The 13,714-nt window shown below is 66.2% G+C and carries 15 protein-coding genes; 11 read left to right on the top strand and 4 right to left on the bottom strand.

The features are described 5' to 3' along the window. Positions 1 to 63 precede the first annotated feature (63 nt). Together ACED67_RS00940 and ACED67_RS00945 are read right to left on the bottom strand one after the other, a co-directional pair. Complete coding sequence (locus ACED67_RS00940) at positions 64 to 519, bottom strand: heme-degrading domain-containing protein (RefSeq protein WP_395539572.1); 456 nt, start codon at positions 517 to 519, stop codon at positions 64 to 66. Between the two features lie 22 nt (positions 520 to 541). Continuing rightward, complete coding sequence (locus ACED67_RS00945; RefSeq protein ID WP_395539573.1) at positions 542 to 1,198, bottom strand: TetR/AcrR family transcriptional regulator; 657 nt, start codon at positions 1,196 to 1,198, stop codon at positions 542 to 544. A 142-nt stretch (positions 1,199 to 1,340) separates the two neighbouring features. Here ACED67_RS00945 and ACED67_RS00950 point away from each other — a divergent pair, with 142 nt between their 5' ends. Beyond that, on the top strand, positions 1,341 to 2,591 hold the full coding sequence (locus ACED67_RS00950; protein WP_395539574.1) for a Zn-dependent hydrolase: 1,251 nt from the start codon (positions 1,341 to 1,343) through the stop codon (positions 2,589 to 2,591). An 88-nt stretch (positions 2,592 to 2,679) separates the two neighbouring features. Next, positions 2,680 to 4,131 (top strand): dihydropyrimidinase, encoded by a 1,452-nt coding sequence (gene hydA, locus ACED67_RS00955; RefSeq protein ID WP_395539575.1) that lies wholly within the window; start codon positions 2,680 to 2,682, stop codon positions 4,129 to 4,131. Positions 4,132 to 4,145: 14 nt separating this feature from the next. On the opposite strand, the gene ACED67_RS00960 is transcribed toward hydA, so the two are convergent. After that, positions 4,146 to 4,571, bottom strand: coding sequence for a cupin domain-containing protein (locus ACED67_RS00960; RefSeq protein WP_395539576.1), 426 nt, complete (start codon positions 4,569 to 4,571; stop codon positions 4,146 to 4,148). Between the two features lie 65 nt (positions 4,572 to 4,636). After that, positions 4,637 to 4,852 (bottom strand): hypothetical protein, encoded by a 216-nt coding sequence (locus ACED67_RS00965; protein WP_395539577.1) that lies wholly within the window; start codon positions 4,850 to 4,852, stop codon positions 4,637 to 4,639. 140 nt (positions 4,853 to 4,992) lie between these two features. Between ACED67_RS00965 and ACED67_RS00970 the strand changes: the two genes are divergently transcribed. The 9 genes from ACED67_RS00970 to ACED67_RS01010 all read left to right on the top strand — a co-directional run bounded on the left by ACED67_RS00970 (position 4,993) and on the right by ACED67_RS01010 (position 13,704). Then, positions 4,993 to 5,790, top strand: a complete 798-nt coding sequence (locus ACED67_RS00970) for an ABC transporter ATP-binding protein (RefSeq protein ID WP_395539578.1) — start codon at positions 4,993 to 4,995, stop codon at positions 5,788 to 5,790. Between the two features lie 38 nt (positions 5,791 to 5,828). Continuing rightward, entirely contained in the window at positions 5,829 to 6,095 is a 267-nt protein-coding gene (locus ACED67_RS00975) for a hypothetical protein (protein ID WP_395539579.1), read from the top strand. Continuing rightward, entirely contained in the window at positions 6,092 to 6,958 is an 867-nt protein-coding gene (locus ACED67_RS00980; RefSeq protein ID WP_395539580.1) for an ABC transporter permease, read from the top strand. Before ACED67_RS00975 ends, ACED67_RS00980 begins: the two co-directional genes overlap by 4 nt. Beyond that, positions 6,955 to 7,809 (top strand): ABC transporter permease, encoded by an 855-nt coding sequence (locus tag ACED67_RS00985; RefSeq protein WP_395539581.1) that lies wholly within the window; start codon positions 6,955 to 6,957, stop codon positions 7,807 to 7,809. Before ACED67_RS00980 ends, ACED67_RS00985 begins: the two co-directional genes overlap by 4 nt. 51 nt (positions 7,810 to 7,860) lie before the next feature. Next, on the top strand, positions 7,861 to 8,850 hold the full coding sequence (locus ACED67_RS00990) for an ABC transporter substrate-binding protein (RefSeq protein ID WP_395540445.1): 990 nt from the start codon (positions 7,861 to 7,863) through the stop codon (positions 8,848 to 8,850). 102 nt (positions 8,851 to 8,952) lie between these two features. Further along, a complete protein-coding gene (locus ACED67_RS00995; protein WP_395539582.1) occupies positions 8,953 to 10,239 on the top strand; it encodes a helix-turn-helix domain-containing protein in 1,287 nt (428 codons plus the stop codon). Between the two features lie 103 nt (positions 10,240 to 10,342). Next, positions 10,343 to 10,735 (top strand): response regulator transcription factor, encoded by a 393-nt coding sequence (locus ACED67_RS01000; protein ID WP_395539583.1) that lies wholly within the window; start codon positions 10,343 to 10,345, stop codon positions 10,733 to 10,735. Then, complete coding sequence (locus tag ACED67_RS01005) at positions 10,732 to 11,013, top strand: hypothetical protein (protein ID WP_395539584.1); 282 nt, start codon at positions 10,732 to 10,734, stop codon at positions 11,011 to 11,013. The genes ACED67_RS01000 and ACED67_RS01005 overlap by 4 nt, the downstream gene beginning before the upstream one ends. A 3-nt stretch (positions 11,014 to 11,016) precedes the next feature. Continuing rightward, positions 11,017 to 13,704, top strand: a complete 2,688-nt coding sequence (locus ACED67_RS01010; RefSeq protein ID WP_395539585.1) for an ATP-binding protein — start codon at positions 11,017 to 11,019, stop codon at positions 13,702 to 13,704. Positions 13,705 to 13,714 lie beyond the last annotated feature (10 nt).

A 13,714-nucleotide genomic window follows, 5' to 3' on the forward strand; every position in this document is an offset into this window, starting at 1 on the left:
TGGTCTTCCGGTCTTGATCTGCCCATTAAAGCGGCAGGGGCGGCTGCGGTCAAATGGCGCAGGTCAGAGATGCGCCAGCAGGGCGGCAAGGCCGCGCATGGCAAGCTGGTGATCCTCGACCTGCGGCAGGCCCGACACGGTGACGCAGGCGACGACCCCCGCGCCGGTCACGCGGATCGGCACGGCGCCGCCGTGATCGGCATAGCTGTCCAGCGACAGGCCGTGCTTGGCCAGGGTCTCGTCCTTGTCGCGGTTCCTTTGGCCGACCAGCAGCGAAGGCAGCTGGAACAAGAGCGCCGTGGCCGATTTGCGCGCGATCCAGCGGTCGTTGAGCGGGGCCGAGCCGGGGAGGGCCGCGTGAAAGAGAATGCGGTCGGGGCTGCGGATGTCGATCACCACCGGGGCCAGATCCTTGAGCGCCATGGCGGTCAGGAGGCGGCCCAGTTCCAGCGCTTCGACCTCGGTGAACCGTGGCAGGATCAGCGCGTCATATTCTGCGGCAAGGGCCTTGGAATCCATCTCTCAGTCCTTTTCCTTGGTGTCAGACGACGCCGATGCCGCGCAGGATCACGGCCTTGATGCTGGCCGTTGCGGCCTTCCATTGCCGGTCGTTCAACGGTTTTCCGGCATTCAGCGTTTCGATCTGATGGCCGAAATCGGCATAATGCTGGGTCATGGCCCAGATCATGTAGAGAAGGTGGCGCGGGTCGATGGGCGCCATGCGACCTTCGTCGATCCAGCGCTGGATGGCGTCGATGCGGCCCTCGGTCCAGCTGCGCAGCGTGGTCTCCAGATAGTCCTGGATGACCGGCGCGCCATGCATCACTTCGGAGGCCCAGACCTTGGAGCCGAAGGGGTGGTCGCGCGAGATGCGCATCTTGGCCTCGATATAGGCGCCGATGCCCGTTGCCGGGTCGGGCGCGCGGTCGAATGTGTCGGCGGCGCGCAGCCAGATGGTGAAGATGTTCTCGACCACGCGGCGGTAGAGGTCTTCCTTGGTGGCGAAATAGTAGTGCAAATTGGCTTTGGGCAGGCCCGCCATATCGGCGATGAGCTGCATGGTCGCGCCGCCAAAACCTGCCTCGGCAAAGACCTTTTCCGCGGCCTGCAGGATCAGCCGCTCATTCTCGCGCCGTATATGGGTGCGGCGAGGGCGCGAACGGGATGTGTCAGGCGATGCGGGCGCGGCGTCGTCCATCAAGGGTCCGTCTCGGTTGAGAGGGGATTCTCGTTGACCGAATGGTCAGGTTGTGGTCGCGTGTCTCTTGACCATACGGTCAGAAAACGAGTCGCGGCAAGGGGTGCGGTCAAGACGCTCCGGCCAGACAGGGAGACGAGCGATGACGGCGCCGGGTGAGAACCTTCGGATCAATGGCGAGCGGCTGTGGGACAGCCTGATGGAGATGGCCAAGGTGGGGCCGGGCGTGGCGGGCGGCAACAACCGCCAGACCCTGACCGATGCCGATGCCGAGGGGCGGAGGTTGTTCCAGTCCTGGTGCGAGGCCGCCGGCATGACCATGGGCGTCGACACCATGGGCAACATGTTCATGACCCGTCCGGGCACCGATCCAGATGCCTTGCCGGTCTATATGGGCAGCCATCTGGACACCCAGCCGACGGGCGGCAAATACGACGGCGTGCTGGGGGTGCTGGGCGCGCTTGAGGTCGTGCGCAGCCTGAACGATCTGGGGATCAAGACGCGGCACCCGATCGTGGTGACCAACTGGACCAATGAGGAAGGCGCGCGGTTTGCCCCGGCCATGCTGGCCTCTGGTGTCTTCGCGGGCATCCATACCGAGGACTATGCCAAGGCGCGGACAGACCTTGAGGGCAAGGTCTTTGGCGCCGAGCTGGAGCGGATCGGCTGGGTCGGGGAGGAGAAGACCGGCGCCCGCAAGATGAAGGCGATGTTCGAGCTGCATATCGAGCAGGGGCCGATCCTGGAGGCCGAGGGGAAGGAGATCGGCGTCGTCACCCATGGCCAGGGCCTGTGGTGGCTGGAAGTCACCCTGACCGGCAAGGATGCGCATACCGGCTCGACGCCGATGAACATGCGGGTCAATGCGGGCCTGGGCATGGCGCGGGTGACCGAGCGGGTGCATCAGATCGCCATGGCGCATCAGCCGAACGCTGTGGGCGCGGTGGGGCAGGTGACGGTCTTCCCGAATTCGCGCAACGTGATTCCCGGCAAGGTGGTATTCACCGTCGATATCCGCAGCCCCGAACAGGCCAAGCTCGATGCGATGCGTGGAGAGGTCGAACGCGCCGCCCATGCGGTGGCGGCCGAACTGGGCCTTGGCTGTTCGATCGAGCCGGTCGGCCATTTCGACCCCGTCACCTTCGCGCCGGAACTGGTGGCCGTGGTGCGGGCCAAGGCCGAAGCCCTGGGCTATTCGCATCGCGACATCGTTTCGGGCGCGGGGCATGACGCCTGCTGGATCAACCGTGTCGCACCCACGACGATGATCATGTGCCCCTGCGTGGGCGGGCTGAGCCATAACGAGGCGGAAGAGATCACGCCGGCATGGGCGGCGGCGGGGACCGACGTGCTGCTGCATGCAGTGCTTGAGGTGGCTGAGGTGGTGTCCTGAGGGCAGGCCCCGGGGGTTTCACACCCCCGGACCCCGTGGGATATTTGAACCAAGATGAAGGGCAGGGCGATCTGCCGGGGAGAGCGGTATGAGCACAGTCATCAAGGGCGGCACCATCGTGACCGCAGATCTGACCTACAAGTCCGATGTGCTGGTCGAGGATGGCCAGATCATCGCCATCGGCCATGGGCTGAAGGGCGACAAGGTGCTGGATGCCTCGGGCTGCTATGTGATGCCCGGCGGGATCGACCCGCATACGCATCTGGAGATGCCCTTCATGGGCACCTATTCGGCGGATGATTTCGATTCGGGCACCCGCGCGGCGCTGGCGGGCGGGACGACGATGGTGGTCGATTTCGCGCTGCCCTCGCCCGGGCAGGGGCTGCTGGATGCGCTGAAGATCTGGGACAACAAGACCGCGCGCGCGCATTGCGATTACAGTTTCCACATGGCGGTCACCTGGTGGGGCGAGCAGGTGTTCGACGAGATGAAGGCCGTGGTCGGCCGTGGCATCAACACCTTCAAGCATTTCATGGCCTATAAGGGCGCCTTGATGGTGAATGACGACGAGATGTTCGCCTCGTTCAGGCGCTGCGCAGAGCTGGGGGCGATACCGCTGGTCCATGCCGAGAATGGCGATCTGGTGGCGGAAATGTCGGCCAAGCTGCTGGCCGAGGGCAATACCGGGCCGGAGGCGCATGCCTATTCGCGCCCGAGCCAGGTTGAGGGCGAGGCCACGAACCGCGCCATCATGATCGCCGACATGGCGGGGGTGCCGCTCTATGTCGTCCATACCTCTTGCGAGGAGGCGCATGAGGCCATTCGCCGGGCCAAGATGAATGGCAAGCGGGTCTGGGGCGAACCCCTGATCCAGCATCTGACGCTGGATGAGAGCGAATATTTCAATCCCGACTGGGACCATGCCGCGCGGCGGGTGATGTCGCCGCCGTTCCGCGACAAGAAGCATCAGGATTCGCTCTGGGCGGGGCTGGCCAGCGGCACGCTGTCCTGCGTGGCCACCGACCATTGCGCCTTCACCACAGAGCAGAAGCGGACCGGGGTCGGGAACTTCACCAAGATCCCGAATGGCACGGGCGGGCTTGAGGACCGGCTGCCGATGCTGTGGACCTATGGTGTCAATACCGGGCGGATCACGATGAACGAATTTGTCGCCGTGACCTCGACCAATATCGCCAAGATCATGAACTGCTATCCGAAGAAGGGGGCGGTGCTGGTCGGTGCCGATGCCGATCTGGTGGTCTGGGACCCGGAGAAAGAGAAGACCATCACGGCGCAAAGCCAGCAATCGGCGATCGATTACAACGTGTTCGAGGGCAAGACGGTCAAGGGCCTGCCGCGCTATGTCATGAGCCGCGGCCATGTCGCCGTGACCGATGGCGCCCTGACCAGCACCGAGGGGCATGGCAAGTTTATTGCCCGCGACCCGAACGGGGCGGTCTCGAAGGCGCTGTCGACCTGGAAGGCGGTGACGAACCCGCGCCCGATCTCGCGCGCGGGCATCCCGGCGACGGGCGTGTGACGGTCGGCGTGTGATCAGGAGGCGTCTTGCGGCACCAGATGTTCCAGCTCCGGCAGAAGGACCACGCTTTCCTGCTCATTCGGGTCGGTGCGGGCGATGACGGCCGTGCAGGGGCCGGGGCCGGGGTTCAACGGCAGATGCGGCATGTCGGCGGGGATGTAGATCAGATCGCCGGCCTCGGCCTCCATCCGGTGTTGCAGGCGCTCGCCCCAGAACATGACACTGCGGCGCTCGGTCTGGAAGATCGCCGTCTCATGGGTGGCGTGCTTGTGCGCCCGGGCGCGGCCGCCGGGCGGGATGGTCAGAAGATGCATGCAGATCGCACGGGAACCCACGGTTTCGGCGGCGATTCCGGCGTCATAGGTGAAGCCCTGCTTGCTGGCGTAGCGTGTGGACGGGCGGATCTTGCGGCATTCCGGGGCAGGGTCGGGGTCTGGCATGGCGCGGCCTCCTTTGTCTTGGGGCCGCGTCAGGATAGCATGGGGCGGCGAAGCTGCCGAGGGAATCAGGCGGCTGCGTCTTCCTGGTTCACGTCTGCGAGATCGTCTTCCGCCTCGTCGGCGAAACCATCTTCCTCGGTCTCGAAATCCTGCTCGTCTTCCTCAAAATCCTCTTCCGCGCCGCCATCGCGCGGGCCAAAGGTCAGGATCGCCCCGCCAAGGTCGAACCAGACATCTTCCAGATCGGCGGCGGAGGGGGCGAAGGCGGTGGTCATCTGCATGGTCACACTCCGGGGGCTGGTTTGGCGATCAGGGAATTGCGGGCAGGGTGACAGGCCCTCGCGACGGTGCGATGAAAGCTGGGTGGCGGTGGCATGACGGCAAGACGACAGCGAAACGGGCGGCAGGGAAAGCAGGGCGCATGAAGGACACTTTGAACATCGCCCCGCCGGTCGTCGAGGCCAAGGGGCTCAACCTGGTGTTCCAGACCGCCGACGGGCCGGTGCAGGCCTTGAAGGATGTCAATCTTTCCATCGGCAAGGGCGATTTCGTTTCGTTTATCGGGCCTTCCGGCTGCGGCAAGACCACCTTCCTGCGCTGCATCGCGGCGCTGGAACACCCGACCGGCGGCACGCTGACGGTGAACGGGATGACGCCCGACGAAGCGCGCCGCAAGCGCGCCTATGGCTATGTCTTTCAGGCGGCGGGGCTTTATCCCTGGCGGACGATCGCGGGGAATATCCGGCTGCCCCTGGAGATCATGGGCTTTTCCAAGGACGAACAGGCGCAGCGCGTGGAACGGGTGCTGGACCTGGTGGAACTGTCGGGCTTCGGCAAGAAATTTCCCTGGCAGCTTTCCGGCGGCATGCAGCAAAGGGCGAGCATCGCCCGCGCCCTGGCTTTCGATGCGGATATCCTGTTGATGGACGAACCCTTTGGCGCGCTGGACGAGATCGTGCGCGACCGGCTGAATGAGGAAGTGCTGAAGCTATGGGCGCGGACGGGCAAGACCATTGGTTTCGTGACCCATTCGATCCCCGAGGCGGTCTATCTGTCGACCAAGATCGTGGTGATGTCGCCGCGTCCGGGGCGGATCACCGATGTGATCGACAGCCCCTTGCCGCGCGAGCGGCCGCTGGACATTCGCGACAGCCGCGACTTCATAGAGATCGCCCATCGCGTGCGCGAGGGGCTGCGGGCGGGGCATTCCGATGAATGAGGTCTGTCTTGTCAGTGGAAAGTTTTCGGGGGCGCGGCATGGATGAGCTTCCCCCCTGGCTGGGCAGGGCCTGGCGCATCCGCGCCACGCTTCTGACCGCGCTTCTGGCCGTGATCGCCATCGCCTTTCATGCCAGGCTGGTCACCACCGGGGGCGGGCCGCTGGTGCCGCTGGTGCCCCTGTTCTTTCTGCTCGTTGCGGGGCTTGGCATCTGGGCCGACTGGATCTGGCTCAAGCGCAATCACCACCGGGTCAACGAATGGGGCCTGAGCAAGGGCAAGGACTACAGGAAGAAGCCGAAATGAAGCGCGCCCTGCCGGTTCTGGCGGTTCTGCTGGGGATCCTCGTCCTGTGGTATCTGGCCACGGTCTGGATGAATTCGGCCTGGGTCTATGATCAGGCCGCGCGCGAGGGGCGCACGGTGACGCTGGCCGAACTGATCCCGGCCACCATGGCGCAGGACCGCCCGCTTCTGCCCCCGCCGCATCAGGTGGCGGCGAAGCTGTGGGAGGGGCTGACGGCGCAGGCGGTGACCTCGAAGCGCAGTCTGGTCTATCACGGCTTCATCACCTTCCGCGGCACGATGTTCGGATTTGCGCTGGGGATCGTGCTGGGGGTCGGGCTGGCCCTGGCCATCGTGCGCTTCCGTGTCATGGACCTTTCGGTCATGCCCTGGGCGATCATCAGCCAGACCGTGCCCATCGTCGCCATCGCGCCGATGATCCTGGCGGTGTCGAACAAGGTCGGCATCGACGGGCGCGAGGTCCCGAAGGCGATCATCGCAGCCTATCTTTCTTTCTTCCCAGTGCTGGTGAGCATGGTGAAGGGGCTGCGCGCGCCCGACCAGATGCAGCTTGACCTGCTGAAGACCTGGGGCGCGAGCGAGATGCAGACCTTCCGCAAGCTGCGCCTGCCGGCCTCGATGCCCTATTTCTTCGCTTCGCTGAAAGTGGCTGTGGCGGCGGCGCTGGTCGGCACGATCGTCGGCGAATTGCCGACCGGCGCGGTCGAGGGGCTGGGGGCGCGGATGCTGATCGGCAGCCAGTATGGCGAGCCGCTGATCACCTGGGCCGCGCTCTTTGCCAGCGCCATGCTGGCCGGGCTGCTGATCGTCGCGGTGGCCTGGCTTGAGCGTCTTGCCAATGCAAAGATGGGGGTGAGGGCATGAGCGCGGGCCTGATCCTGGCGCTGGGGCTGGCCTTCTGGCTGGCGGCCTGGGCGCTGAACGTGGCCATCGCCGGATCGCGCGCCGGGCGCAGCGGGCTGGGCCGGGCCTTCGTGCCGCTGCTTTTCGGCTTCACGCTGCTGGTTCTGTGGGAGTCTGCCAGCCGCGCCGGTCTGGTCGAGCCGGTCGTGTTGCCCGCGCCCACGGCAATTGCGGCGCGGATCGCGGTCTCGACCGAGATTCTCTGGGCTGATTTCGTGCAGACCGTGCTGAAGGGGGCGCTGTCGGGCTTTCTGATCGGCACCGGCGCGGCGATGGTGACGGCGGTGATCTGCGACCGGGTGCCCTTCCTGCGCGCGGGGTTGCTGCCGATCGGCAATTTCGTCGCCGCCCTGCCGATCATCGGCCTCGCGCCGATCCTGGTGATGTGGTTCGGTTTCGGCTGGCAATCCAAGGCCGCGGTCGTGGTGGCGATGGTGTTCTTTCCCATGCTGGTCAATGTCGTGGCCGGGCTTGCGGCAAGCGAGCGGATGCAGCGCGACCTGATGGCGACCTGGGGCGCCAGCTACTGGCAAAGCCTGTGGAAGCTGCGCCTGCCTGCCGCCATGCCCTTCGTCTTCAACGGCCTGAAAATCGCGGCCTCGCTGGCGCTGATCGGGGCCATCGTTGCCGAGTATTTCGGCAGCCCGGTCGTGGGCATGGGCTTTCGCATCTCGACCGCCGCCGGTGTCTTGAACCTGGAACTGGTCTGGGCCGAGATTGCGGTGGCGGCCCTGGCCGGTTCGGCCTTTTATGGGCTCATTGCCCTGATCGAGAAGGGGGTGACCTTCTGGCACCCCTCGCAACGGAACTGAAACCCTGATCCGGGCGCTGGAACGCCCGGGCGGCAACATGGAGGTGAGATGATGAAGAAACTGCTGACCGCCGGCCTTCTGGCCCTGATGGCGGGCGCGGCAAACGCCGAGGATGTGACGCTGCAACTGAAATGGGTCACGCAGGCCCAGTTCGCGGGCTATTATGTCGCCAAGGACAAGGGCTTTTACGAGGAAGAGGGGCTGAACGTCACCATCAAGCCGGGCGGCCCCGACATCGCACCGGAACAGGTGATCGCTTCGGGCCAGGCCGATGTCATCACCACCTGGATGCCGGCAGCCCTTGCCGCGCGCGAACGTGGCGTGCCGCTGGTCAACATCGCCCAGCCCTTCAAGAATGGCGGGCTCGAGATCACCTGCCGCAAGGATATGGGCGTCGAGACGACCGACGATTTCAAGGACAAGACCCTGGGTGTCTGGTTCTATGGGAACGAATACCCGTTCTATGCCTGGATGGCGAAGCTGGGTCTGGCGACCGATGGTTCGGCCGGTGGCGTGACCGTGCTGAAACAGGCTTTCGACGTCTCGGCCCTGTTGCAGAAGCAGGCGGCCTGCATCTCGGTGATGACCTATAACGAATATGGTCAGGTCATGGATGCGGGGATCAAGCCGGAAGAGCTGACCACCTTCTCCTATCGCGACCAGGGCGTCGTGGTGCTGGAAGACGGGCTCTATGTCATGGAAGACAAGCTGAAGGACCCGGCCTTCGCCGAGACCATGGTCAAGTTCGTCCGCGCCTCGATGAAGGGCTGGAAATATGCCGAGGCCAACCCGGATGAGGCGGCCCAGATCGTGATCGACAATGACGAATCGGGCGCTCAGACGCTGGATCATCAGAAATACATGATGAGCGAAGTCGCCAAGCTGACCGCGGGCGGCACCGGCGCGCTGGACCCGGCCGATTACGACGCGACGGTCGCCTCGCTTCTGGCCGCCGTCTCGCCCGAGAACCCGGCCATCACCAAGACGCCCGAGGGCATGGCCTGGACCCATGACATCAGCGACAAGGCCCTGGCGCCCTGATCGACCGGAGATACCGCGGGAAAGGGGGCCTTCATGGCCCCCTTTTCATTTTGTTGTAAATCTTTTCTGCCGTTGTAAAGCATCGTGTCGGGGAGGATCGCCATGGCGCTTTCGGCACTGGTCGGCACAAGGCTGCGCGAGCGGCGTCTGGCGGCGGGAATGAAGCAGGCCGATCTCGCGGCGGCGGCGGGGGTCTCGGCGAGCTATCTCAACCTTATCGAACACAACCGGCGCAATGTCACGCCGCCTGTGCTGGCGCGGCTTGCGGCGGCGCTGGGGCTCGAGCCCGCAGCCTTGGGCGAGGCGACCGCGGGGGCCCTGGCTGAAGATCTGCGGGCGGCGGCGGCGGCCCTGCCCGCGGCGGGGGCGGAGCTTGACCGGATCGACGAGCTGATCGCGCGCTACCCCGGATGGGCGGCGCTGGCGGGCGGGCTGCAGGGCCGGGTGGCAGCGCTGGAACGCGCCTTCGCAGCGCTGAACGACCGGATGAGCCACGACCCGCACCTTTCGGCGGCTCTGCATGAACTCTTGTCGGCCTTGTCCGGGGTAAGGGCGACCGCAGCGATCCTGGCCGAGACGGAAGACCTTGATCCTGACTGGCGCGCGCGCTTTCACCGCAACCTCTATGCGGATAGCGAAAGGCTGGCCGAGGGGGCCGAGGCGCTGGTGGCCTATCTCGACCGGACCGAGACCGAACCGGAAGAGGGGCTCGCGACGCCTCAGGACGAGGCCGAGGGCTGGCTGGCGGCGCGGGGCTGGCATCTGGCCGAGGCCGATCTGCCCGATGGCATGGCGGGCCTGCGCGACGAGATCGCGGGTCTGGCCTCGAGTGCGGCGCGTGCGCTTGCCGGGGCAAGGCTCGCACAGGCGCGTGAGGACGCCGCGCTTTTGCCACGCGCAGGTTTTGCCCAGGCGCTGGCCGAGCTTGGCCCCGATCCGGCCCGGATCGCGGCGCGGTTTGGCAGCGGGGTTCTGGCGGCGATGCGGCGCATCGCCCTCTGGCCCGGCGCGGCGGCGGGTCTGGTGGCCTGCGACGCTTCGGGCACGCTGATCTTCCGCAAGCCCGCCGAGGGCTTTGCCCTGCCGCGCTTTGGGGCGGCCTGTCCGCTCTGGCCGCTTTACGCGGCCCTTGCCCGGCCCGGCCTGCCGGTGGAAGCGCGGCTGGAAACCGCGGGCCCGGCGGGCGGCACCTTCCGGGCGCTGGCCTTTTGCGAGGCGCGCCAGCCCTTTGGCTTTGCCGGTCCCGATCTGCGCGAGGCGGCGATGCTGATCCTGCCCGATGCCGCGCCGGGCCGACCCGTCCTGGCGGTCGGCTCAACCTGCCGGATCTGCGCGCAGGCCGCGTGCCCCGCGCGGCGCGAACCCTCGATCCTGCGCGAGGCACAGTAGAACGCGACCAAAGCCGCAGGTCCCAAGCGCGCAGGAATTTTGACAGGCGGGTGGAGTTTGTGGAACAGTGACGACACGGAGCCATGGGAGGGGCAGGACAGGCATGGCGCCACATGTCCTACTGGTCGAGGACGAGCCGCATATCGCCGAGGCGATCGGTTTCATACTGACGCGCGACGGCTGGGACGTCATCCATCTGGCCGAGGGGGCCGAGGCCCTTGCCGCAGTGCGTCGGCTTGCACCGGCGCTGGTGATCCTTGACCAGCAGCTTCCCGGCCTGTCGGGCCTTGACCTGCTGGCCGCGCTGCGCGCTGATCCCGCAACGGCCGACCTTCCGGTGCTGATGCTGACGGCGCGCGGCCATCCGCGCGATCGCGAGGCGGCGGTACGGGCGGGGGCCAGCCATTTCATGGCCAAGCCCTTCTCGAATGCCGAGATGCGGGCGGCCGTGCGGGCGCTGACCGCCCCCGCTGCCACCACACCCGGAGCGGCATGAAGCGCCCCGCCCGTCCGCTGTTCCTGGCCCCACGCCCCTATCGCCGCCGCCGCCTGCGCGATGCGGCGCGGCTGCTGCCGGTCTTTGGTGCCTTTCTGTTCATCGTGCCCGTCCTGTGGTCGCCGCCGGGCGAGGGCGCGCGCAGCCTGTCGGGGGATGTCGTCTATTTCTTCGTCAACTGGGTCTTGCTGATCGCAACGGCGGCGGCGTTTGCCCGGGGTCTGTCGCGGCAGGACACGGCTGGGCGCGATGACGAGCCGGACGAGGCGGAAGACTGAGCCATGCCGTTCAACCTGCTGGTTCTTGCCTGCCTGGCCTATGTGATCTTTCTCTTCGGCGTGGCATTCTGGGTCGAGGGGCGGGCGCGGCTGGGGCGGCTGCGCTGGCTGCGTTCGCCCATGGTCTATACGCTGTCCCTGTCGATCTACTGCACCGCCTGGACCTTCTATGGCGCCGTCGGCTATGCGGCGCGCTCGGGGCTGGAATTCGTCACCATCTATCTCGGCCCGACGCTGGTCTTCATCGGCTGGTGGTGGGTCTTGCGCAAGCTGGTGCGGATCGGGCGGCAGCATCGCGTCACCTCGATTGCAGATCTGATCTCCAGCCGCTTCGGCAAATCGAACCTGCTGGGGGTGATCGTGACCGTGATGGCCGTGATCGCGGCCACGCCCTATATCGCCTTGCAGCTGCAATCGGTCGTTCTCTCGTTTCAGGCTTTCGCCGTCTCGGGTCCGACGCAGACTCCGCCGCCCGCAACAGAGTTGACGGCGATCTGGCTGACGGGCGGGCTGGCGCTGTTCACCATCCTGTTCGGCACCCGCAATCTGGATGCCAAAGAGCAGCATCATGGCATCGTCACCGCTATCGCCGTCGAAGCGGTGGTGAAGCTGGTGGCGCTGCTGGCGGTCGGGGCTTTCGTCGTCTGGGGGCTGGGCGGCGGGCTTTCGGGCATTGTCGCGCGGATCGACGCCTCGCCCATCGCGCAATGGGACATGCAGCCGGGCCGCTGGGCGGGGCTGATCTTCCTTGCCGGCGCGGCTGTCCTGTGCCTGCCGCGGATGTTTCAGGTCATGGTGGTCGAGAACAGCGATGACGGCCAGCTTGCCCGGGCAAGCTGGGCCTTTCCGGCCTATCTGATGCTGATGAGCCTTTTCATCGTGCCGATCGCGGTGGTGGGGCTGGAACGGATGCCCGCCGGGTCGAATCCCGACATGTTTGTCCTGACGCTGCCTTTGGCCGAGGGGCAGGGTGCGCTGGCCATGCTGGCTTTTCTGGGCGGCTTCTCAAGCGCCACTTCGATGGTGATCGTCGAGGCGATCGCACTGGCGACCATGGTGTCGAACCACATTGTCATGCCGCTGTGGCTGCGGCTGCGCCGGGCCGAGGGGCTGGGGCAGGATCTTCGGGGGCTGGTCTTGAATGCCCGGCGGGTCTCGATCGGTCTCGTCCTGGCCATGGGCTATGGCTACTACCACCTTTCGGGTGGCTCGACGGCGCTGGCGGCCATCGGGCTGATCGCCTTTGCCGGCGTGGCGCAATTCCTGCCCGCCATGCTGGGCGGCATCTTCTGGCGCGGCGCGACGCGGGCCGGGGCGGCGGCGGGTCTGGTTCTAGGCTTCGTGACCTGGGCCTATGCGCTGTTCCTGCCCTCTTTCGGGCCGGATGCCGTCTTCTCGGCCCGGCTTCTGGCCGAGGGGCCCTGGGGCATCGCCTGGCTGCGCCCTGAGGCGCTGTTCGGCACCGATCACATGGACACGCTGATCCATGCGCTGTTCTGGTCGCTTCTGCTGAATGCCTCGGCCTTCTTCCTGATTTCCGTCCTGACCTTTCCCGGCCCGGTCGAGCGGCTGCAAGGCGCGGCTTTCGTCAATATCTTCGACGGGCCGGTCGGGCCGGAACGCTGGGGCGGCGGGGCGGCCGAACCCGAGGATCTTCTGGCCATGGCGCAGCGTATCCTGGGCGACGAGGCGGCGCAGTCGCTGTTTGAAGAGGCGGCGCGGCGGCAGGGCAAGAAAAGTTCGATCCTGCCCGATCCGACGCCTGCCTTTCTGGCGGCGCTTGAGGCGCGGCTGTCGGGTTCGGTGGGCGCGGCCACCGCCCATGCGATGATCTCGAAGCTTGTCGGGCGCGAGACCGTGACGGTCGAAGATCTGATGAGCGTGGCGCATGAAACCGCGCAGATCCTGGAATATTCGGCCCAGCTCGAGGCGCAGCGCGAGGAACTGGCCCGCACCGCGACCGCTCTGCGCGAGGCAAATGACCAGCTGACCCAATTGTCGGTGCAGAAGGATGCCTTCCTCAGCCAGATCAGCCATGAGCTGCGCACGCCGATGACCTCTATCCGGGCGTTTTCCGAGATCTTGTCCGAGGGCGACCTGCCGCCCGAGATGGTGGCGCGCAACGGCCGCATCATCCATGACGAGGCCAAGCGGTTGACCCGGCTTCTCGATGATCTTCTTGACCTCTCGGTGCTGGAAAGCGGCCGGGTGCAGCTTGCCCTGGGGCTGGCGAATCTGCGCGAGATGATCGACCGGGCGATCCAGGCCTCGGAACAGGTGAAGCCGGAAAAGACCTTTGTCATCTGGCGCGACCTTGCCTCGGAGAACCTGTTCCTCCGCACCGATGCCGACCGGCTGACCCAGGTCTTCATCAACCTGATTTCGAACGCGCGGAAATATTGCGAGGCCGATGCACCCGAGATCCGCATCACCGTGCGGATGCGGGCAGGGCGGGTGCGCATCGACATCGCCGACAATGGCAAGGGCATCCCGCGCGCTGCGCAGGCGGTGATCTTCGAGAAATTCGCGCGGCTGCCGGGTGAGATGCGGGCCAAGGGCGCCGGGCTGGGCCTGGCGATCTGCCGCGAACTGGTGGCCAATCTAGGCGGCACCATCGCCTATCTGCCGGGGCAGGGTGGGGCTGCGTTCCGCATCATGCTTCCGCTACGGCTGGAAATGCACCCGGCCTGAGACGGGCGGG

This window comes from Neotabrizicola paludis (genome assembly GCF_044142105.1).
Lineage (GTDB): Bacteria > Pseudomonadota > Alphaproteobacteria > Rhodobacterales > Rhodobacteraceae > Pseudogemmobacter.

What these genes read in the sequence shown, in the direction of transcription:
- ACED67_RS00940 (WP_395539572.1), bottom strand. Translation starts at nt 519, where the DNA reads ATGGATTCCAAGGCCCTTGCCGCAGAATATGACGCGCTGATCCTGCCA.
- ACED67_RS00945 (WP_395539573.1), bottom strand. Translation starts at nt 1,198, where the DNA reads ATGGACGACGCCGCGCCCGCATCGCCTGACACATCCCGTTCGCGCCCT.
- ACED67_RS00950 (WP_395539574.1), top strand. Translation starts at nt 1,341, where the DNA reads ATGACGGCGCCGGGTGAGAACCTTCGGATCAATGGCGAGCGGCTGTGG.
- hydA (WP_395539575.1), top strand. Translation starts at nt 2,680, where the DNA reads ATGAGCACAGTCATCAAGGGCGGCACCATCGTGACCGCAGATCTGACC.
- ACED67_RS00960 (WP_395539576.1), bottom strand. Translation starts at nt 4,571, where the DNA reads ATGCCAGACCCCGACCCTGCCCCGGAATGCCGCAAGATCCGCCCGTCC.
- ACED67_RS00965 (WP_395539577.1), bottom strand. Translation starts at nt 4,852, where the DNA reads ATGCAGATGACCACCGCCTTCGCCCCCTCCGCCGCCGATCTGGAAGAT.
- ACED67_RS00970 (WP_395539578.1), top strand. Translation starts at nt 4,993, where the DNA reads ATGAAGGACACTTTGAACATCGCCCCGCCGGTCGTCGAGGCCAAGGGG.
- ACED67_RS00975 (WP_395539579.1), top strand. Translation starts at nt 5,829, where the DNA reads ATGGATGAGCTTCCCCCCTGGCTGGGCAGGGCCTGGCGCATCCGCGCC.
- ACED67_RS00980 (WP_395539580.1), top strand. Translation starts at nt 6,092, where the DNA reads ATGAAGCGCGCCCTGCCGGTTCTGGCGGTTCTGCTGGGGATCCTCGTC.
- ACED67_RS00985 (WP_395539581.1), top strand. Translation starts at nt 6,955, where the DNA reads ATGAGCGCGGGCCTGATCCTGGCGCTGGGGCTGGCCTTCTGGCTGGCG.
- ACED67_RS00990 (WP_395540445.1), top strand. Translation starts at nt 7,861, where the DNA reads ATGAAGAAACTGCTGACCGCCGGCCTTCTGGCCCTGATGGCGGGCGCG.
- ACED67_RS00995 (WP_395539582.1), top strand. Translation starts at nt 8,953, where the DNA reads ATGGCGCTTTCGGCACTGGTCGGCACAAGGCTGCGCGAGCGGCGTCTG.
- ACED67_RS01000 (WP_395539583.1), top strand. Translation starts at nt 10,343, where the DNA reads ATGGCGCCACATGTCCTACTGGTCGAGGACGAGCCGCATATCGCCGAG.
- ACED67_RS01005 (WP_395539584.1), top strand. Translation starts at nt 10,732, where the DNA reads ATGAAGCGCCCCGCCCGTCCGCTGTTCCTGGCCCCACGCCCCTATCGC.
- ACED67_RS01010 (WP_395539585.1), top strand. Translation starts at nt 11,017, where the DNA reads ATGCCGTTCAACCTGCTGGTTCTTGCCTGCCTGGCCTATGTGATCTTT.